This is a genomic window from Herminiimonas sp., from assembly GCF_030645555.1.
Lineage (GTDB): Bacteria > Pseudomonadota > Gammaproteobacteria > Burkholderiales > Burkholderiaceae_D > Oxalicibacterium.
The window spans coordinates 1-20,547 of the sequence record NZ_JAUSME010000108.1 but is presented as its reverse complement, the minus strand read 5'-3'; the positions used below and the strand labels follow the sequence as shown (position 1 = coordinate 20,547).

The following is a 20,547-nucleotide window of genomic DNA, read 5'->3' as shown; positions in this document are numbered from 1 at the left end:
AATTGATCGGCAGGAACCGGGCGGCTGAACAAATAACCTTGTGCCTGATCGCAGCCCGATTCGTCCAGGAAAGCCCGTTGCGCTTCGGTTTCCACGCCCTCGGCGATGACTGTCAGTTGCAGGGTATGTCCGAGCTGGATGATGGCCTTGACGATAGAGGCGCCATCGGCATCGTTGAGCATATCCCACACAAACGATTGATCTATCTTGAGCTTGTCTACAGCCAGCTGCTTCAGGTAGGACAGGCTGGAATAGCCGGTGCCAAAGTCGTCAATCGACAGCTTCACTCCCATCGCCTTCAAACCATGCAGCGTCTTGATCGTGGCGGCCACATCCTGCAGCAGGATGGATTCGGTCAATTCCACTTCCAGGCGGTCTGGTCGCAATCCTGAAGCGGCCAGCGCATTCGACACCAGTTCCAGTACGTTGCCGCGCTTGAACTGCAAGGCAGAGAAATTGATCGCCATCACTGGCGCTGCCGGATATTGATTTTGCCAAATGCTCGCCTGGCGACATGCTTCGCTGAGCACCCACTCGCCCATCTGGACGATATGGCCGCTGCGTTCGGCCAGTGCAATGAACTTGCCAGGGGGGATCAGTCCGTCGCTTGGATGTTGCCAGCGTATCAGCGCTTCTACGCCGACGATGCGGCCAGTGCGTATATCGACCTGGGGTTGATAGTGGAGCAGGAATTCGTGGTTCCGCAGGGCGCTGGCCAAGCCGCCTGTGAGCCGGATCTGCTCTGCCAGGCCGGCATTCATGGCGCGCGTGAAGAAGCGATAGGTGTTGCGCCCGGCCTCCTTGGCGCTATCGACTGCAGTATGGGCATTCTTGAGTACGGTATCGAAATCGTTGCCATCGTTGGGGAATACACCTATCCCTATGGAGCCGGAGATATTGAGCAGATGGTCGGCGATGGCAATGGGTTCTATAAAGGCATCGCGGATAACATTCGCAATGTCTGCAATGCCGAGTACATCGTAATTCCCCGTCAACAGGACGGCAAATTCATCGCCGCTCAGGCGACTGATGGTGGCGGTATGGGGCATGGATTGGCGCAGTCGTTCCACGACCATGACGAGTACCTGGTCGCCGACAGCATAGCCCAGGCTGTCGTTGATTTCCTTGAAGCGATCCAGGTCGAGGTAAATCAGGGGGACCAGAGTGTTTTCGCTTTTCGCGATGAGTGCCGCGAGCTCGAAGCGGTCGCGCAGCAACAGACGGTTGGGGAGCTGGGTCAGCGGATCGAAGTGGGCCAGGAACTCCAGTTTTTCCTTGGCTGCAGTATGTTCGGCGCGTGTGCGCAAAGTCACGATGCCGTAGGCAAGGTCGTTGGCCATTTCTTCCAGAAGATGCAACTCTTCGGGATCGAAGGCATCCGGTTCGCGTGCATACATGGTGAGCGCGCCCAGTACCTTGGCATCGCAGATCAGAGGCAGCGCAACGCTCGATTGATAACCATGCTGGAGCGCAGCTTCGCGCCACGGCGCCATGACCGGGTTGCTCAAGACACTTTGATTGACACTGGGCTGCCCGGTGCGGATAGCCACGCCTGTCGGCCCCTGGCCGCGCTCGGTATCGTCCCACGATATATTGATTTTTTCGAGATACGCGCTTTCTTTTTCGTAACCGGATTGCGCAATGGGCCGTACCGACTTGAATTCGTCCTGTTCCGCATAACCGACCCAGGCCATCAGGTAACCGCCGCTTTCCACGCACAGGCGGCAGATTTCAGCCAGCAACTTGTGTTCATCATCAGCATGCACCAGCGCCATGTTGCAGTCGCTGAGCAGGCGCAAGGCACGGTTAAGCTTCTTTTGTGCAACTGCACTCTGCCGCAGTTCTTCCGTCATGCCTTCTGCCATGGCCAGTGCGCGCGCGCGCCCGGTTGCCAGCAGCCATACCACGAGTGCCAGCAGCATGCTGGCCACGGTGCCGGTCACGGCTATGATATTGGCCTTGTCGCTTTTAAGGCGGGCGTCGAATTGTTCATACGAATCGATCGCCACCGTCCAGTCGTGGCCAAAGAGCGAAAGGCGCTTGACCGTGTGAAATTCGGAAGTCGGATTGTCATGACCGCTACGGCTGTTCGAGTCGAACATCAACTGCTTCTTTTCGATCGCATCACCGTCGTAGATTTCCAGATTCAACGTGGCGCTGTGTTCGCCAAAACGTTCCCCCAGTATGCCTTCCATCAAGTCATTCATGCGGAAGGGTGCATAGATCCAGCCGATCAGCTGGGTACGGCGCTCAGCGATGGTTGGATTTTCTGTCTGCTCGCGATAGATAGGCAGATACATCAGGAAGCCGGATTGCATATCCTGTTGGGGTTCCTGTATCAGTTGCACCTTGCCGGAGATGATGGTTTGTCCTTCATCGCGCGCTCTTTCCATTGCCTTGCGGCGCACCGGCTCGGAATGCATGTCGTAGCCTATGGCGCGCTGATTGCGCGCGGTGGCAGGTTCCAGGTAAATGATGGGTGTATATACATCGCGTTGGCCTGCCGGGCGGATGTCGTAAGCAGCCTGGCCATCGGCGCGGATGTCCGCGATATGTCTGGGCACGTCCTGCGGTAGCACTAGCGGGGTAAAACCTATGCCTTGAACGCCGGGATATTTGCCTTCGAACTTCAGTGCGCGCACGTAGCCGACGAATTCCTTGCGTGTTACCGATTGCGATGCTTCGAACAAGCCGGCGGCACCTTCCAGTACCTGCTCGTAACTTTGCAGGCGCCGGTTGATGTTTTCGACGATTTCATTGGCACGGAAATCGAATTCATCCTGCAGTGTCTTGCGCGCCGCTACGCGCGGTGCATCCTGCAGAACGTAGGTCAGCGTCAGACTCAAGAAGAGGATGATCCAGGGAATGAATAGAAAGATTCTGGAAGAGATTGCTCTGTTTAGCATTGTCGAAGTTTAGGCTGGCAAGAATACTGTCATTGCTATCGGTCAGTCGGATGTTGTGACCTCGCCATGCAGTGTAAAGCTGTACTGCAATGAATTTGCATTGTAACCATTACTTTATTGACTGAGTGAGAATTGGCCGAATGCCCGTAGCCATCAGCAGCCATAGTGACGGGCATTTTTGCAGGTACAGAAGCAGCTGGACGGCCGTGTACTAGGCTTCAGGATGAAGAGTAATAAATGCTGCAATGGCCATCAGCGAAAACAGCGCCGCCAGTGCAAAAGCATAGCTGGGTGAGATTATCCACAGCGCGCCGGCCGTGAGCGAGGCTGGAAGATAGAGCAAGCCTGTCACGAAGTTATACACGCCGACAGCCGTGGCGCGGCGTTCCGGCTCTATGTCCGCGATGAAGGCCTTGCTCTGTGACTCGTCTATCGCGTAAAAGCAGCCATAGATGGCAAACACAGTGATGATTTCCCAGCGGCTAAGGGCAAACACCAGCCACAGATTGATCAGCCCGTAGACGATATAGCCCAGCACAATGATGTGGCTGCGGCCTATCCGGTCGCCAAGCTTGCCTACCAGCGGCGCCGCCAGCACGCAGGTGATATTGAACAAGGCATAGAGCAGCACGATGTCGGTCATGCTGAAGCCGACCTCGTGTGCCTTCAGCAGCAGAAAGCCCAGGCTGAAATAGGCCAGCGAAAAAAGCCCCGCCGGTATCAGGAAGCGCTTGAATGCGGGACTCAGCAAGCGCCAGTTCTGATTGACGCTTTCGCGTTCATGCGCAACGCCGGGCTGGTCCTTGACCCGGGACAATACAAGGACGCTGAGGACGGCCGGGATGACGGCGATCCAGAAAAGAATCTGATACGTGTCTGCCGACTCGCCCAGCCATGACAAGAGGCCATAGGCGGCCAGCGGCCCCAGCACCGCGCCCGACTTGTCGAGCGCCTTGTGCACGCCAAAGGAAAAGCCGCGCGTCTCCGGCGTGGCGATCGATGACAGCCATGCATCGCGCGGTGGTCCGCGAAAACCCTTGCCTAGTCGCTCGATGATGCGAAACATGCTGAGACCAACGATGGAGCTTGTGATCAAAAGGATGGTCTTGGCCAGGGTAGAAAAGCCATAGCCTGCGATCGCAAAGATCTTGCGCTTGCCGCTGCGGTCAGATAACCAGCCGGCAAGGTAATTCAGCGAAGAGGCGGAGAAATCGGCGAGTCCTTCTATCAGTCCCAGCAATGCGCTGGAGGCGCCGGCGATAGTTGTGAAAAAAATCGCAAATACGGAAAAAATCATTTCCGAGCTGAGGTCGGTGAGAAAGCTCACCAGGCCCAGCTTGAGTATGTCGGGGTGGAGTTTGCGCCGGCTTGTGACGGGGGATGCCGGCGTGGATGCGTCGTCGCTGGAATTGTTGCTCATGCCTATCCCCGTGCTGTTTTACTGACGATGATATGGCTGCGCTGCTGCAATAGCAAGATGCGGAAGTCGGCGGGCAGTCTGTCTGGGCGCCGCATCTAACGCCCAGTTCATATCAAATCAAATGCATGGCCGACGATAGCCGTCGCGTACGCCTTCTTTTGACATGACCCATTGCCATAACTGAATATCGCGCGCGCGGAATGCGCCGGCACAAGACAAGAGGTAATAACGCCACATGCGGTAAAACCGCTCGCCCAGTTCGCGCTCGAAACGCGGCCATGCAGCGTCGAAATTCCTGAACCATGCCATCAGGGTCTTGTCGTAATCGGCGCCGAAATTATGCACGTCTTCGATCACGAACAGATGGTCTGCGGCATCGCCGATCTGGCCGACCGATGGCAGATCGCCGTTGGGAAAAATATACTTGTCTATCCACGGATCGGGGGCGGATTTGCGCATGTTCTTTCCTATCGTATGCAGCAGGAACAAGCCGTTCTTGTTCAGGCATCGGTGCACCATCTGCATATAGGTCCGGTAATTTTTGCGGCCTACATGTTCAAACATTCCGATACTGGCGATCGCATCGAATTGCTCGTGCATTTCGCGATAATCCTGCAGGCGGAATTCCAGCGGAAGATGGGGGTAGCGCTGCCTGGCCCATGCAACCTGTTCCCTGGAGATGCTGATGCCTACGCATTGCACACCATAATTTTCAGCCGCATAGGCCATGAAGCTGCCCCAGCCGCAGCCTATATCCAGCACGCGCATGCCCGGTTTGAGTTGCAGTTTGCGACAGACCATGTCCAGCTTGGCGGTCTGCGCATCTTCCAGGCAGTGCGCATTTTCCCAGTAGCCGCAGGTATAGGTCATACGGGAATCGAGCATCGCGGCATAGAAATCATTGCCGAGATCGTAGTGCACCTCGCCAACCTGTTTTGCGCGCTTGATATCCTGCCGGTTCAGCAGCTTGGCAGTGAGTGCGTGGCCGAGCAGGCGCAAGGGCCGGATTTGATCAGTCAGTCTGGTGCGTAAAAGACGCGCGAAGAATTCATCCAGTTCTTCGGTATCCCATGCGCCATCCATATACGCTTCACCCAAGCCCAGATTGCCTTTGGAAAAAGCCCGTTCCGGTACGCCTCCTGCTTTCAACTGCATGTCCCAGGGACTGGAACCGTTGATCTGGATGGCTGCCTTGCCCAGCAGATCAGCCATGGCGCGATAGAGGCGCGAGTTTTTTGCAGTGTATGACGCACCGCCCTGGGAAAAAATTTGAGAAGACATTAAAGGCTCCTTTCGATTGATGACCAAAGACTCGTTTTTATCTATGCGACTGATAAGGCAATTGCTGTAGGGGTTCTTGTCTGTGTAAAAAAACCTGGCGTAAAAATAAGTATTAATTATGCATATTAAATTAGCATTTGACTCGCGCACACTTTTTTATTGTTCGTTCGAAAACTTTAATTGCCGCTGTGACACAGTGCCCTGTCATTCAGACCAGGCTTGCGGCAAGAGTTCAAAATATCGAGTTGTAATTGTGTCTTATATGCGGAAATAATTTTTCAATCTGGGTGAAGTTTGATCTAACGCAATCAGAGATTTCCGTTCGGCAATATAATTTCTCCAGTTTCTGTTGCGGTCGTCCGTGTTGAGAGCGACGCGCAGCAAGTTGTAACGATTACTAATCTATTTGCCCGGAGAAATACACATGCGTACCAACCTGCCTGTCACCAATACCGAACACATGCTGAAGGAGGGCATGTCCCTGGTATCGAAAACAGACACCAAGGGCCGTATTACCTATATGAATCCGGCATTCATGGAGATGAGCGGATTTTCAGAAGATGAATTGATGGGTGCGCCGCATAACATCATTCGTCATCCCGACATGCCTGAAGAGGCTTTTGCCGATATGTGGCAGACCCTCAAGTCGGGTTTGCCATGGACGGGCATCGTTAAAAACCGCAGCAAGAATGGTGATTACTACTGGGTGCGCGCCAATGTCACTCCGGTGCGTGAAGATGGGCAGATAGTCGGTCACATGTCGGTACGTAACAAACCCAGCGCCGAGCAGGTAGCGGGTGCAGCAAAAATATATGCGTTGTTCAAGGCCGGTCAGGCCAAAGGTCTGGCGATCAAGCGCGGCGCAGTCGTATCAACAGGTTTGTCGGGCAAGCTGGCAGCGTGGGGCAACACCGGATTGAGCGTGCGCATAGGCGTGAGCATGAGTGTGATTTTGGCGTTGATGCTGGCTTTGGGTATTGCCGCCACGACTGCGGCGGCGGATGGCGTGCGCTGGTACTGGTACGGCGGTACAACCATCGCCGGCGCAGCCTTGACGCTGCTGGTGTGGGCCCGCTTGCATGCCTCTGTAATACGGCCCTTGAAAACGATGATAGAAGGAGCGCGCGCCATTGCAGGCGGCGATTTGACGGTGCATTTCGCCACAGAGCGGCATGATGATATAGGGCAGTTGCAGCAGGCATTGCAGCAAATGAACGTCAATTTGCGCTCGGTGATAGGTGATGTGCGCGCCAATGCCGATACGATCACGACGGCCACGCATGAAATCACGGTAGGCAATATGGATTTGTGCGGACGCACCGAATCACAGGCATCGAGCCTGGAAGAAACGGCGTCCAGCATGGAGGAATTCGCTTCGACCGTGAAACAGAATGCAGAGAATGCGCATCAGGCAAACCAGCTGGCCTTGTCTGCATCGGAGGTCGCCAGCAAAGGCGGCGCGGTGGTGGAAAAAGTCGGCGCGACGATGGATGAAATCAGTACATCCGCAAAACGGATCGTCGATATCATCAGCCTGATCGACGGTATTGCCTTTCAAACCAATATCCTGGCCTTGAACGCAGCGGTCGAAGCCGCGCGTGCAGGTGAGCAGGGCAGGGGATTTGCCGTGGTCGCGGCAGAGGTAAGAAGTCTGGCGCAACGTTCGGCGAGTGCGGCGAAGGAGATCAAGACCTTGATCGACCATTCGGTAGAAAAAGTGGATGTTGGCAATCGCCTGGTTGGCGATGCGATGACGACGATGAGCGACATCGTCAGTTCAGTCCAGCAAGTCAACGACATCATGAAAGAAATCGCGGTCGCCAGCCGGGAGCAAAGCAGCGGGATAGATCAGGTCAATCTGGCGATTGCGCACATGGATCAGGTGACGCAGCAAAATGCGGCGCTGGTCGAGCAGGCCGCCGGTGCTGCAGCCAGTCTGGAAGAGCAGACGGTGCATTTGCAGAAAACCATCTCGGTGTTTAAAACGGGGCGTAATAATGTCGTTGTCGGCGCCCAGAGATTGCCCGTCGCACCAGCAAGCTTGCAGATGCAACAGGGTGCGCGCAAACCGCTGCTACTATCCAAAACGCTGCATTGAGTTGCCTTGACTCAAAGATGCAGTGATTCTTTCAGATGGAATTACGCTGCCGGCGTACTGTCCCTGGCTGATGCCTTGACCCAGATGGTCATGCGCACACCCCAGGCAGCTTCAAAAGCGATGATTTTTTTGATCAGCCGTTCGTCCAGTACATGATCGGTCGACAATAATAAAAAATTGTCCTGACCGATCAAGTCGCGCGCGATGATCATGCCGGGTTTCAGTTGGGATGTGAACAATTCGCTCTGTGCTTCTGTCGTCGGGTTGATTACGCCATTGATCACTTCCTGGAAAGCGAGCACGACTGCCGGATCGTAGCGTTTGCCTTCGCCGCGCAGAACCATGTTGAATGCCTGGTCGTTGCGTAATTCTTTCTGCAGCAGCGTGCCGTTTTGCAGGTTTTCATAATCGCTGGCGATGGCAAGAATGCGCGCACCGAGCGGAATTTCCGATCCTGCGAGCCGATCGGGATAGCCGCCGCCATCAAAACGTTCCTGTTGCGAACGGATGATGTGCGCAATCGATGTCATGTCTTCCAGTGGCATCAGCAATTGCTCGCCGTGTATGGTGAATTTTTGGTAAATGCGGAGTGTGTCGCTATTCATCAGATTGAGCGGTGTCGCCAGCAGTTCATCTGAAAATCCGATCTTGCCGATGTTGTGCAGCAGGCCGGCGACGAAAATTTCCTGGGCGTCGTTGAAGCTGACGTTCATGCGTCCTGCGATGCGTCTGGCGAGATCGGCGACACGTCGCGAGTGACCTGCCAGGTGTCCGGCGCGCATCTCGATCAGGTTGGAGAAAATCTTGATCGTGGTCAGGAAGCTGCTCTTCAACTTGGCATTCAGGCCGGTCAGATTGGCATTGACTTCCTTCAGTTCAGTCGTCCGTTCTTCAACCAGATGCTCAAGACCATCGTGTGCTTTTTGCAATGCCACTTCCGCCGCTTTTTGCTGCGTGATGTCCTGCAGCACTTCGATGGCGCCCACAATCTGGCCGGCCGGATTGTGCAGGGCTGCGGCAGAAAATGAGAGCCAGCGTCCGGCTTCACCCAGATGCGGAAAAAAATCCTCGATTTGGTAAGTGCCCTTGATGACGCTTGAGCGGCGCGGTTTGTCGCGATAGAGAACGTTGACGTTTTCCTCTATCGTGCCGGAAACAATCAGGTCGACCAGCAATGGTCTTTCGTGCGTATACAGCAAGCGCCAGTGGTTGCGCGTGCCCACCATTTCGACGGCGGTCAAGCCGCTGATGAGTTCGCAAGCCCGGTTCCAATCCGTGATGACGTGCTCATTATTGATTGCAAATGTCGGGACCGGACTGCCTTCGAAAAACTCGGAGACGTCCGCTGCCATCAGATTAGGGTTGGGTGATGCGGCGGAAGGCTGTTGGCTGGAAGGCTGCATTTGTTTGTTCTCGCTATCGTTGGCACTCATGTTGCAGCATGAGTTTTCTGTAATGCTCACGGTTGTTTGCCTTGTGAGTATATTCTGTTCGCATGCCCATCTGACGGGATATGATTTTCACCGAATTGTTCGGCTACATCCATAACGGCATCGTTACACCAGGCAAGCATCTGCCCGACGAAGATACCTGTGTTCGGGCGCCCTTTGCTTATGTATTTTTAAATTAATGGCAACTTGATAAGTCTGATTGCCAGTTTGCGCTGGAAGTTCATATATTTAGCTGGCAATCAGCACTGCACGCCACTTCGCTCCAGCAGTCGCACCTCATTTGTCGGTATTGCGTACGCACCCAAGCCATTGATAAATCACGATAATTCCTCTTCCGGCGTATAATGCACCCTGTCACTGTCGAGGTGGCAATGGCGGTCGAGATGGTCACGATATTCAATAGCGTCCTGCGTCTGTACTTGCACCTCGTTTCATCACCGAAGAAAACATTCAAATTTATCGAAAGAGCCAGGTCTTTTTCGGATGCGTTGCGCGGTTCCTTATCTCCGTCGTCAACGATCATGTCGCCTCCGTTAGGGGCAAGACCTGCTACAAATAATGTCTGATATTCAGCCAATAATAGTGCCCGCCGCAACCGATGCCCCGCCTGCCATCCGCTTTGAAGACTTGGGTCTGGCACCGGAAATCCTGCGTGCATTGAACGACCAGGGTTATGTACATCCGACGCCTATCCAGGCTGAGGCGATCCCGGTCGTGCTCAAGGGCATAGACTTGATGGGCGCGGCGCAAACCGGCACTGGTAAAACGGCCGGCTTTTCGCTGCCTATCATCCAGCTGCTGCTGGCGCATGCCAGTTCCAGCGCCTCGCCTGCACGCCATCCGGTGCGCGCCCTGATCCTGACGCCGACGCGCGAACTGGCCGATCAGGTTGCCGCCAATGTCAAAGCCTATTGCCGTCATACGCCACTGCGTTCGCTGGTTGTGTTCGGCGGCATGGATATGGCGCCGCAAACCGCTGCGCTGCGCGCCGGTGTGGAAATCGTCATTGCGACGCCGGGCCGCCTGCTCGATCACGTGCAGCAAAAAACGATCAATCTGTCGCAGACGCAAATCCTCGTGATGGATGAAGCCGACCGCATGCTGGACATGGGCTTTTTGCCCGACCTGCAGCGCATCATCAACCTGCTGCCCAAGCAGCGCCAGAACCTGATGTTTTCCGCGACGTTTTCGCCGGAAATCAAGAAGCTGGCTGCGACCTTCCTGAAAGATCCGGTCACGATCGAGGTCGCACGCAGCAATGCGACGGCTGAAAACGTCACGCAGATCATTTATAAAGTCGAAGAAGAAGCCAAGCGCGATGCGGTGTCCTACATCATCCGCCAGCGCGGCTTGAAACAGGTCATCGTGTTCTCGAACACCAAGATAGGCGCATCGCGCCTGGCGCGCCAGCTGGAAAACGAAGGCGTGAAAGCATCGGCCATCCACGGCGATAAAACACAGTCGGAACGCATGCAGGCGCTGGAGCAATTCAAGAAGGGCACGATAGAAGTGCTGGTGGCGACCGACGTCGCGGCGCGCGGACTCGATATCGCCGAATTGCCATGCGTGATCAATTTCGATTTGCCGTACAACGCGGAAGATTATGTGCACCGCATAGGCCGTACCGGTCGTGCCGGTGCATCCGGCGATGCAATTTCTTTATTCTCGGACAAGGATGCGCGTTTGCTGGTCGATATCGAAAAGATGATCAAGCATACTTTCGTGCCGGCGGAACTGGTCGGCTTTGCGCCGTCGTCGGCACGCAGCAATGAGCGTGGTAGCGAACGTAGTAACGAGCGCAGCAGCGAGCGCCGGCCACAGGAACGCAGTCCGCGTCGTGAAGAATCCGCCAGCCGTCCGCCACGCGCACCGGAACGTAGTGCCAGCGCACCGGCGCCTGCCAGTCGCAGTGCCTATGCGGGTGCGCCGCGCAAGGAAAAGATCGATTCCTTCTTCACCAAGCCGTATGAGCCATCGCCTTCCGCGCACGATGAAGGCAAGCCTGCCGAGCAGGCAGCAGCCAAGCCGCAGAAGCACAAGATGGCGGCCCTGCTGGGTGGCGCACCGAAGCGCTGATTTTTAAAGCTTCCATATCAAGGGCACAGCATTGTGCCCTTTTTTATTGTGCGCCAAATCGTTGTGCCCACGCCGCAATCGCGAGGCGCCAGAAGTCTGCGAGCGATTGCGCATCTGCTATCGGCAAGCCCAGAAAACGCGCAGCACGCAATAATTCATCCAGCGGATGCGCCAGATCCAGCGCCTGCGCACCGGTCTGCTTCGACAGTTTTTCACCGCTCTCATTCAAGACTACCGGCACGTGCATATAGGATGGCGTTGGCAAGCCCAGCAAGCGTTGCAGATAGATTTGCCGTCCGGTAGATTCCAGTAAATCGGTGCCGCGCACGATATGCGTGACGCCCTGATCGGCATCGTCAACGACCACCGCCAGTTGATAAGCCCAGTATCCATCGGCGCGTTTCAATACAAAGTCGCCGACTTCTGTCGCCAGATGTTGCGTGAGCGGACCCAGCCAGCGGTCGTCGAAGGTAATCGTTTCATCGGCCTGGCCTGCATCCGGTACCCGCAGGCGCAGGGTGCGCGCCGTCTTGCCGGCAGCGATGCCGTGGCGGCAGGTTCCCGGATAAATCGCGGCGCCGTCGGCAGCTATGCCCAGCCGTGAATCGGCAATTTCCTTGCGCGTGCAGCCGCAGGGATAGACATGCGCAGTCAGGCGATCGCATGCCGCTTGATACAAATCCTTGCGCTGACTTTGCACGAGCACTGCGCCATCGTGCTGCATGCCGAATGCGGCCAGTGCCTGCATGATGACTGCCACCGCGCCCGGTACAGTGCGCATTTCGTCGATGTCTTCTATGCGCAGCAGCCACGTGCCGCGATGCGCCCGGGCATCCAGATAGCTGGCCAGCGCAGCGACCAGCGAACCGGCATGCAGGGGGCCGCTGGGGGACGGGGCGAAGCGGCCAATGTAATTGCTTAATACTTCAGTCATCGCTTACTCCGCCAGCAGCATGCGCTGCACATCGGGGTCCGCCAGTCGCGTCAGCAGCCATTTCAGGCATTTGCCGCGCCCATCGGTGCGCCAGGCATAGTGCGGCGTGCCGGCGGGTTTGATTTCAGTCGTCTGTTTTTCTATCAAGGCGCCGGCGGCCAGATAGGGTGCAGCCCAGGTGCGTGGCAGATGGCCGCAGCCGAGGCCGGCGAGTTGTGCATGCAATTTGTCGCGCATGGTAGGGACCGTCAGTGTAGCCTGCCCGGTCAGCAATCCCGCAGTGACGCTGGGTAGCATGCGTCCGCTATCGCCGGTTGCAACGGCGCGGTATTGCTGGACCACGCTTGCCGCCAGCGGATCGGGTAGTCGCGCCAGCGGGTGATCGGGTGCCACTGCAAAGACCCAGTCCACTACGCCCAGCGGCCGTGTGCGGAAGCCGCCGCTGCCGCGCACCAGATCCGGTCCATCCGACGATACGCCTATGGCCAGATCCGCATCGCCGTTGATCAGCGTTTCCCATACGCCGGACAGCACTTCGGTCGAAAAGCGCAGGCGGGTGCCGGAACCCTGGGCATCGAATTCCGCGATCAGCGGCAGCATTTTTTCAAACGGGATCAGCGCATCAAGCACGATGCGCAACTCCACTTCCCAGCCGCTTGCCGTACGCTTGACGCGTTGCTCCAGTTCATCGGCGGCGCGCAGCAGATGGCGGCCTTCAGTCAGCAATTCCAGCCCGGCCGGCGTCAGCTTGGCGCGATGGCCGCGGCGATCGAACAGCAGCACGTCGAGGTCTTCTTCCAGTTTGCGTACGCTATAAGTCAGTGCAGACGGCACGCGATCCAGCGCCACAGCGGCGGCGGCAAAGCTGCCTTTGCGGTCTATCGTGTCGAGGATGCGGATGGATTCCAGCGTCAGGTTCATGGCAATTCCAATATTCAAATTATTTGAATGACTTGTCTAGAATTATGCCCTTATTTAATCCCTTCTGAAGTCCTATAGTGTTACCAGCTTAAACAGTAAAACTGTACAGAAAGGAAGACATCATGCTTGAACTTCGTAAAAGTGAAGACCGCGGCCATGCCAACCATGGCTGGCTGGATTCGCACCACACTTTTTCATTTGCCGAATACCATGACGAAAAGCATATGGGTTTCGGTCCCTTGCGCGTGATCAATGAAGACCGCGTCAATGCCGGCGCCGGCTTTGGCACGCACGGTCATCGCGACATGGAAATCATCAGTTATGTGCTGGAAGGCGAACTTGCGCATAAAGACAGCATGGGCACCGGCAGCGTGATACGTCCGGGTGACGTGCAGCGCATGAGTGCTGGCAGCGGCGTGCGGCATTCGGAATTCAATCACGCGAAAGACCGGCAGACGCATTTCCTGCAAATCTGGATACAGCCGAATGTGCTCGGCATAGCACCCAGCTATGAAGAAAAGCATTTCGCCGAGGAAGAAAAACGCGGTCGCCTGCGACTGATTGCGAGTCCCGATAGTGCCGATGGTTCAGTGCTGATCCATCAGGATGCAAAGCTGTATGTGGGTTTGTTCGATGGTGCTGAAGCTGCGTCATTGCCGCTTGCTGCCGGGCGTCGTGCTTATGTGCACGTTGCGCGGGGTGCTGTTGAGGTGAATGGTGTGGCGCTGAAAACTGGTGATGCGCTGAAATTGTCGGATGTTGCGGCTGTCGATATCCGTGGTGGTCAGCAGGCTGAAGTGCTGGTGTTTGATCTGGTTTGATTGTATTTGTTAGAAGTTATCTCGTCCATGAGGCTCAGTTGCCGGGGGTAGCCCGGCGGCTAGTTACCTTTTTTGCTTCGCCAAAAAAGGTAACCTAAAAAAGGCGACCGTGGAGCCGCTGGCCCTTCGGGCTTGCCAGTGATGCGTTGCCAAAAATGGGAAGCGAACGAAACTCGCCTGCGGCTCAGACAACGTTCACTTCTTGTTCCATTTTCGACACCGCATCACTGGCAGCGTCAAAGCGGATAACGGCCATGCTTCCTCGCCTTCGGCATCGGGCGCAGGGGTCTCGCGGCACTAATTCCCGAGTTATGTACAACGGGCAATCCATCATAGAAATTCGTTTTATCTCGATTAGCTAACGATCAAGTCATAACTGACCTATCCGGCAAACCAGGCCACAACGAAGTGCCTACCAATCCAGTATTCGTTACCTGCATTGCAAAACAAAAAAGCGCCGCATCCAAAAGATGCCGCGCTTTTTTTAATACAAGAAAACCAGCTAGAAATTACGCTTCGATATCCAGCGGCGCAAACGATTTGACCAAATCATCCAATGCCTTCAACTGCGTCAGGAATGGCTCCAGCTTGTCCAGCGGCAAAGCGCTAGGCCCATCGCATTTCGCATTCTTCGGGTCTGGATGCGCTTCGAGGAAAAGTCCGGCCAGGCCTACGCCCATGCCGGCGCGCGCCAGATCCGCTACCTGCTCACGCCGTCCGCCGGATGCTGCGCCCAGCGCATCGCGCTGCTGCAACGCGTGGGTGACGTCAAAAATAATCGGCAGATTGTTGCAGACTTTTTTCATCACGCCAAAGCCGAGCATGTCGACCACCAGGTTGTCGTAACCGAAGCAGGTGCCGCGATCGCACAGGATCAGTTGCTCGTTGCCGGCTTCTCGGAATTTCTCGACGATGTTCAACATCTGCGGTGGGCTGAGGAATTGCGGCTTTTTGATGTTGATCACGCGGCCGGTTTGCGCTAGCGCGATGACCAGATCGGTTTGCCTGGCGAGGAAGGCTGGCAGCTGCAATACATCGGCGACTTCGGCAACGATTTTTGCCTGATGCACTTCGTGCACGTCGGTGATTACGGGGACGCCGAATGCCTGTTTCACATCTTCAAAAATGCGCATTCCTTCTTCCAGTCCCGGGCCTCGATAGGAATGTATCGATGAGCGGTTGGCCTTGTCGAACGAAGCCTTGAAGACATAGGGTATGCCCAGTTTTTTGGTGACGCGGACATATTCTTCGCAGGAACGCAGCGCGAGCTCGCGCGATTCGAGCACATTGATGCCGCCAAACAGGACGAAGGGTGCTGCATTGTCGACCTGGATATCACCGGTTATTTTGATCATTTTTAGATGCTTGGGTATGCGTGAGTTAAAGGAGGCTGTGGGCGTAATGACGTTAAGCGGTCGCTGTGGCGCAATGCGGGCAGGATTGCGCGGCCACGTAGAGCGGCGACAATTGCTCGCGCGGCGTGACGGTTGCGTTGCATGCCGCGCATTGCAGCGGCAGGCTGGGTTGCAGGCGCGGATTAAGTGCAGTGCGATGATCGAAGACGAAACAGTCGCCGGTGTAATGGGCGCCGCCGACTTCTTCAAAATACTTGAGGATGCCGCCGTCCAGTTGATACACGCTGTCGTAGCCGACATTCTTCATGTATATCGCGGCTTTTTCGCAGCGTATGCCGCCGGTACAAAAGGTGACGACGGTTTTGTCTGCCAGTGCATCCTTGTTCTTTGTGACGATATCCGGGAATTCGCTGAATTTCGCTATCCGGTAGTCGATCGTGCTGTCGAAGGTGCCGACATCGACTTCAAAGTCATTGCGCGTATCCATCATGACGACTGGCTTGCCGGTATCGTCATGGCCCTGATCCAGCCAGCGTTTGAGCGTAGGTGCGTCTACCGATGGCGCGCGGCCTTCTTCCGGCTTGATCAGTGGATGCTTCATCGTGATGATTTCGCGCTTCAGTTTGACCAGCATGTAATTGAAGGGTTGATCGTCGGAGTAGCTTTCCTTGATTTCCAGGTCGGCGAAGCGTGCATCGGCCCGCAACCACTCGAGGAATTCATCTATCGCGCCGCGCATGCCGGCCAGGAACAGGTTGATGCCTTCCGGGCTGAGCAGTATCGTGCCTTTTAGCGACAGTTGATTGCATTTGGCGAGAAATTCCGGGCGCTTTTCTGCCGTGTCGTCAAAAGTAATGAATTTGTAGGCGGCGATATTCAGGAAAGTGGGTGTTGATTGCATGCTGGCGCGGTCTGGTAAGTGATTGCTCTTGTAAAGAGGACAATGTTGCATTGCTGATTCATCGAATGGCAGCCCTGCAACGGCACTGTAGCGGCATTACAGGGCGGTGCTGCCATGTATGCGCAATCCGCCATTATAAACTTCACTTGGCGAATGCTGAAATCTCTGTTGCAAGAGATGGTCGCGGTAGAATACCGCCATGATTTCTCCGCAATTTATACATCTCCGCCTCCACTCCGAATATTCGATCGTCGACGGCTTGATCCGCATCGACGATGTGATCAAGGCTGCCGCTGCCGATGCGCAGCCTGCGCTGGCCATTTCCGACCTCGCCAACCTGTTCGGCATGGTCAAATTCTATAAAGAAGCGCGCTCCAAAGGCATCAAGCCTGTCATCGGCTGCGATGTCTGGATCACGAATGACAGTGACAGGGACAAGCCCTCGCGCCTGCTGTTGCTGGTCAAGAACAAGACCGGTTATCTGCAATTGTGCGAGTTGTTGTCGAAGGCTTGGCTGACCAACCTGCATCGCGGCCGCGCCGAAATCCGTGCCGAATGGCTGGAGCAACTGGCTGCCGAGGGCGGTGCGAATGGTTTGATCGTGTTGTCCGGCGCGCACTTCGGCGATGTCGGCATCGCCATCGATAACGGCAATCTGGCTGGCGCCGAGCGACATGCGCAACGCTGGGCCGAACTTTTCCCCGGTCATTTCTATATAGAAGTGCAGCGTGCCGGCCAGCCGAATATGGATGCGCATGTGCGCCAGGCATCGGTGCTGGCGGCGAAACTGAATCTGCCGCTGGTGGCGACGCATCCGGTGCAGTTCCTGGAAAAGGATGAATTCACCGCGCATGAAGCGCGCACCTGTATTTCCGAAGGCGAGATTCTCGCCAATCCGCGCCGCATCAAGCGCTTCAACGAGCAGCAGCGCTTTACCACGCAGGCGGAAATGGCGGAACTGTTTGCCGACATGCCGCATGCGCTGCAGAATTCGGTCGAGATTGCCAAGCGCTGCAATCTGGTGCTGGAACTGGGCAAGCCCAAGCTGCCGAATTTCCCTACACCTGATGGTTCGTCCATCGATGAGTTTTTGGTGAAAGAAGCACAGCGCGGCCTGGATGCGCGGCTGGAACATCTGTACCCCGATCCGGCAGTGCGTGAGCAAAACCGCGAGCGCTATCAGACGCGATTGAAGTTCGAGACCGACACCATCATCCACATGGGTTTCCCCGGTTACTTCCTGATCGTGGCGGACTTTATCAAGTGGGCAAAAAACAATGGCGTGCCGGTAGGTCCTGGCCGTGGTTCGGGTGCCGGCTCGTTGGTCGCGTATTCATTGCTGATTACCGATCTGGACCCGTTGCAGTACAACCTGCTGTTCGAGCGCTTCCTCAATCCTGAGCGCGTTTCGATGCCCGATTTCGATATCGACTTTTGTCAGGAAGGGCGCGATCGCGTCATTCAATATGTGAAGGATCAGTACGGCAAGGATGCAGTATCGCAGATCGCCACCTTTGGCACGATGGCGGCCAAGGGCGCGGTGCGCGATGTCGGCCGCGTGCTGGATTTCGGTTACAACTTCTGCGACGGCATTTCCAAGCTGATCCCGTTCAAGCCGGGCAAGCTGGTGACGATATCGGATGCGATCAAGGAAGAGCCGCTGCTGGCCGAGCGCCTGGAAAATGAAGAAGAGGTCAAGCAGCTGCTGGAGCTGGCGCAAAAAGTCGAGGGCATCGCGCGCAACATCGGCATGCATGCGGGCGGTGTGCTGATTGCGCCGGGCAAGCTGACCGATTTCTGTCCGCTGTACACGCAGGGCGGCGACGCCGGCGTGGTGTCACAATACGACAAGGACGATGTCGAAGCAGTCGGCCTGGTGAAGTTCGACTTTTTGGGTTTGACCACGCTGACAATACTTGATCGTGCGGTGCGTTACATCAAGGATCTAGATCCGGCGCTGGCCGATTTCGCGCTGGAAAATCTGCCGCTCAACGACAGGCCGTCGTACGAATTGCTGACCAAGGCGAAAACCGTCGCCGTGTTCCAGCTGGAAAGCCGCGGCATGCAAGGCATGCTGAAGGATGCGCGGCCGGATCGCTTTGAAGACATTATCGCGCTGGTCGCGCTGTACCGTCCGGGCCCGATGGATCTGATTCCGGATTTCTGCCGCCGCAAGCACGGCGAACGCTTCGAATATCCCGACCCGCGCACCGAAGCCATTCTGTCGGAAACCTACGGCATCATGGTTTATCAGGAGCAGGTCATGCAGATGGCGCAGGTCATCGGTGGTTACTCGCTGGGCGGCGCGGATCTGTTGCGTCGCGCGATGGGCAAGAAGAAGGCCGAGGAAATGGCCGAGCATCGCGAGCTGTTCCGTGCCGGTGCGGCGAAGAATGGCTTGAGTGCAGAAAAAGCCGATGAAATATTCGACTTGATGGAAAAATTTGCCGGCTACGGCTTTAACAAGTCGCATGCTGCTGCTTATGCCTTGCTGTCGTATCACACTGCCTACCTGAAGGCGCATCATCCGGCCGCATTCATGGCAGCCAACTTGTCGCTGGCAATGGATGACACCGACAAGATCAAGATCCTGGTCGAGGACGCGATCGATATCTGCGGCTTGAGCCTGCTGCCGCCGGATATCAATCAATCCGACTATCGCTTCATACCGGTCGGCGAGGCAGGCAAGAAAGCCACGCAGATACGTTACGGCCTGGGTGCGGTCAAGGGCTCGGGCAAGGGTGCGATCGATGCGATCGTGGCCGCGCGCCAGGAAAAACCGTTTACCGATCTGTTCGATTTTTGCAAACGGGTCGACAAGCGGCAGATCAACCGCCGCACGATCGATGCGCTGATCCGGGCCGGTGCTTTCGACTGCTTCGCTGTCGATCGCGCGATTCTGCTGGCTTCGGTCGGCTTTGCGATGGAGTGTGCGGAGCAGGCGGAAGCGTCAGCGAACCAGGTCAGTCTGTTCGGTGGCGACGACAGCGATCTGGAAACGCCGCCCGAATACGTGAAGGTCGCGCCATGGAGCGACAAGCAAAAGCTGACGGAAGAAAAAGCGGCCCTGGGCTTTTACCTGTCCGGGCATTTGTTCAATGCATATGCGGATGAGGCGCGCCGTTTTGCACGCACCCGCCTCAACGATTTGTCGCCGTCGCGCGAAGCCAGGTTGATGGCCGGCGTGGTGTCGGGTTTGCGCACGCAGATGACGCAGCGTGGGCGCATGATCATCGTCACGCTCGATGACGGCAGCGCCACAGTGGACGTGACTGTGTATAACGAAGTGTATGACGCCAACCGCAATCTGTTCAAGGAAGATGAATTCCTTGCGGTGTCAGGCAAGATATCGGAAGACCGCTTCTCCGGCGGCTTGCGTATCACCGCCGAAAAAGTGATGGATATCGCCGCCGCACGCATCCAGTATGCAAAATGCGTGCGCCTGTCCCTGCAGGCATCGGCCGACATCAGCGTATTGATGGCAACCCTGCAATCGGCAGCCCGCGCAGATGGCAGTCCGGTCGTGATCCAGTACCAGAATCCGAAAGGTGTGTCGGAGCTGTGTCTGGCCGAGCAGTGGCGCATCAATCCGGACGACAATATCAAACAAAAACTGATCGATTTATATTCGGAAAAAAATGTACAGATCGCCTACGAATGACCGCATGAATTTGTTCAATACAAAAGAAACGAAAGCGCAATTCATCCTTTCACTATTGCCCATTACCTTGTTTTTTCCGATAGGCATAGGGTATACCGTCATCGTCATGTTCTTGGTGGCCTTGCTGCTGGGTGGGCATTACCGTGACAGATGGCAGGCGATCAAGGACAGCCCCATGTTCCTGCCAGTGATGGGTTTGCTGGTGGTGACCAGTGTTGCCGGATTGTTTCTTGAACGTCCGGATGGATTCTGGAAAGCGTTTATGCATTACCAGATTTATCTGGTGCTGCTGGTGTTTATCAGCGTTGGTGCAGGGCGCTGGCAACAACGTGCACTGAATGTTTTTTTCGCTGGCGCAGTGCTTGCAGCGACCTTGTTTTATCTGAATTTTTTCCAGTTCCTGCCGGAATGGGACTTGGTTCAGAACTACCGTGTCTATGCCGGTAATAAATCTAAATTGATATGTATATTGCTGGGTATTGCGGGTGGCTGGATGTTGAATGAAATTTGCGTGCACCATGAGCACAAGTGGCTGCGTATTGCGATGCTGTTGTACACGGTGGTTGCATTGCTGTTCCTGGCGAAAACCCGCACTGGAAGTCTGATATTCATTATCGGAAGTGTATTGGTCTTGCTGCGCTACATCACTTTTTCCTGGCGCAGCGTAGTGCTGGTACTCGGGACGGTGGCAGTCATTGCTGTCGCGTGGCAAAGCGCAACCA

General features: G+C 55.8%; 13 protein-coding genes. 5 read left to right on the top strand and 8 right to left on the bottom strand.

The window, feature by feature from the left end; translation table 11 throughout:
- The 3 genes from Q7T06_RS04420 to cfa all read right to left on the bottom strand — a co-directional run.
- The coding region (locus tag Q7T06_RS04420) for an EAL domain-containing protein (RefSeq protein ID WP_304780855.1) at positions 1 to 2,846 on the bottom strand (2,846 nt) is incomplete at its 3' end.
- Between the two features lie 271 nt (positions 2,847 to 3,117).
- Positions 3,118 to 4,326, bottom strand: a complete 1,209-nt coding sequence (locus Q7T06_RS04415) for an MFS transporter (protein WP_304780852.1) — start codon at positions 4,324 to 4,326, stop codon at positions 3,118 to 3,120.
- Between the two features lie 117 nt (positions 4,327 to 4,443).
- Positions 4,444 to 5,607, bottom strand: a complete 1,164-nt coding sequence (gene cfa / locus Q7T06_RS04410; RefSeq protein WP_304780850.1) for a cyclopropane fatty acyl phospholipid synthase — start codon at positions 5,605 to 5,607, stop codon at positions 4,444 to 4,446.
- 424 nt (positions 5,608 to 6,031) lie between these two features.
- Here cfa and Q7T06_RS04405 point away from each other — a divergent pair, with 424 nt between their 5' ends.
- Positions 6,032 to 7,705 (top strand): PAS domain-containing methyl-accepting chemotaxis protein, encoded by a 1,674-nt coding sequence (locus tag Q7T06_RS04405; protein WP_304780847.1) that lies wholly within the window; start codon positions 6,032 to 6,034, stop codon positions 7,703 to 7,705.
- A 41-nt stretch (positions 7,706 to 7,746) separates the two neighbouring features.
- Here the strand turns inward: Q7T06_RS04405 and Q7T06_RS04400 are convergent, their stop codons facing one another.
- Positions 7,747 to 9,168, bottom strand: coding sequence for an HD domain-containing phosphohydrolase (locus Q7T06_RS04400; protein ID WP_304780842.1), 1,422 nt, complete (start codon positions 9,166 to 9,168; stop codon positions 7,747 to 7,749).
- 546 nt (positions 9,169 to 9,714) lie between these two features.
- Between Q7T06_RS04400 and Q7T06_RS04395 the strand changes: the two genes are divergently transcribed.
- Complete coding sequence (locus Q7T06_RS04395; protein ID WP_304780839.1) at positions 9,715 to 11,232, top strand: DEAD/DEAH box helicase; 1,518 nt, start codon at positions 9,715 to 9,717, stop codon at positions 11,230 to 11,232.
- A gap of 43 nt (positions 11,233 to 11,275) precedes the next feature.
- On the opposite strand, the gene gluQRS is transcribed toward Q7T06_RS04395, so the two are convergent.
- Both gluQRS and Q7T06_RS04385 read right to left on the bottom strand, forming a co-directional pair.
- Positions 11,276 to 12,166 (bottom strand): tRNA glutamyl-Q(34) synthetase GluQRS, encoded by an 891-nt coding sequence (gene gluQRS / locus Q7T06_RS04390; RefSeq protein WP_304780836.1) that lies wholly within the window; start codon positions 12,164 to 12,166, stop codon positions 11,276 to 11,278.
- Between the two features lie 3 nt (positions 12,167 to 12,169).
- Positions 12,170 to 13,087 carry a LysR family transcriptional regulator gene (locus tag Q7T06_RS04385; RefSeq protein ID WP_304780834.1) on the bottom strand — a complete coding sequence of 306 codons (918 nt, stop codon included), beginning with the start codon at positions 13,085 to 13,087 and terminating at the stop codon, positions 12,170 to 12,172.
- A gap of 122 nt (positions 13,088 to 13,209) precedes the next feature.
- Here Q7T06_RS04385 and Q7T06_RS04380 point away from each other — a divergent pair, with 122 nt between their 5' ends.
- Positions 13,210 to 13,908, top strand: coding sequence for a pirin family protein (locus tag Q7T06_RS04380; protein WP_304780830.1), 699 nt, complete (start codon positions 13,210 to 13,212; stop codon positions 13,906 to 13,908).
- A gap of 509 nt (positions 13,909 to 14,417) precedes the next feature.
- Here the strand turns inward: Q7T06_RS04380 and kdsA are convergent.
- The gene (kdsA, locus tag Q7T06_RS04375; protein WP_304780827.1) at positions 14,418 to 15,263 is read right to left on the bottom strand and encodes a 3-deoxy-8-phosphooctulonate synthase; all 846 of its coding nucleotides are present in this window, start codon (positions 15,261 to 15,263) and stop codon (positions 14,418 to 14,420) included.
- Positions 15,264 to 15,315: 52 nt separating this feature from the next.
- Positions 15,316 to 16,164, bottom strand: coding sequence for a sulfurtransferase (locus tag Q7T06_RS04370; protein WP_304780825.1), 849 nt, complete (start codon positions 16,162 to 16,164; stop codon positions 15,316 to 15,318).
- A gap of 199 nt (positions 16,165 to 16,363) precedes the next feature.
- Between Q7T06_RS04370 and dnaE the strand changes: the two genes are divergently transcribed.
- Together dnaE and Q7T06_RS04360 are read left to right on the top strand one after the other, a co-directional pair.
- Entirely contained in the window at positions 16,364 to 19,825 is a 3,462-nt protein-coding gene (gene dnaE / locus Q7T06_RS04365) for a DNA polymerase III subunit alpha (protein WP_304780821.1), read from the top strand.
- 4 nt (positions 19,826 to 19,829) lie between these two features.
- Positions 19,830 to 20,547 (top strand): hypothetical protein (locus tag Q7T06_RS04360; protein WP_304780817.1); only part of this gene is annotated, 718 nt, incomplete at its 3' end.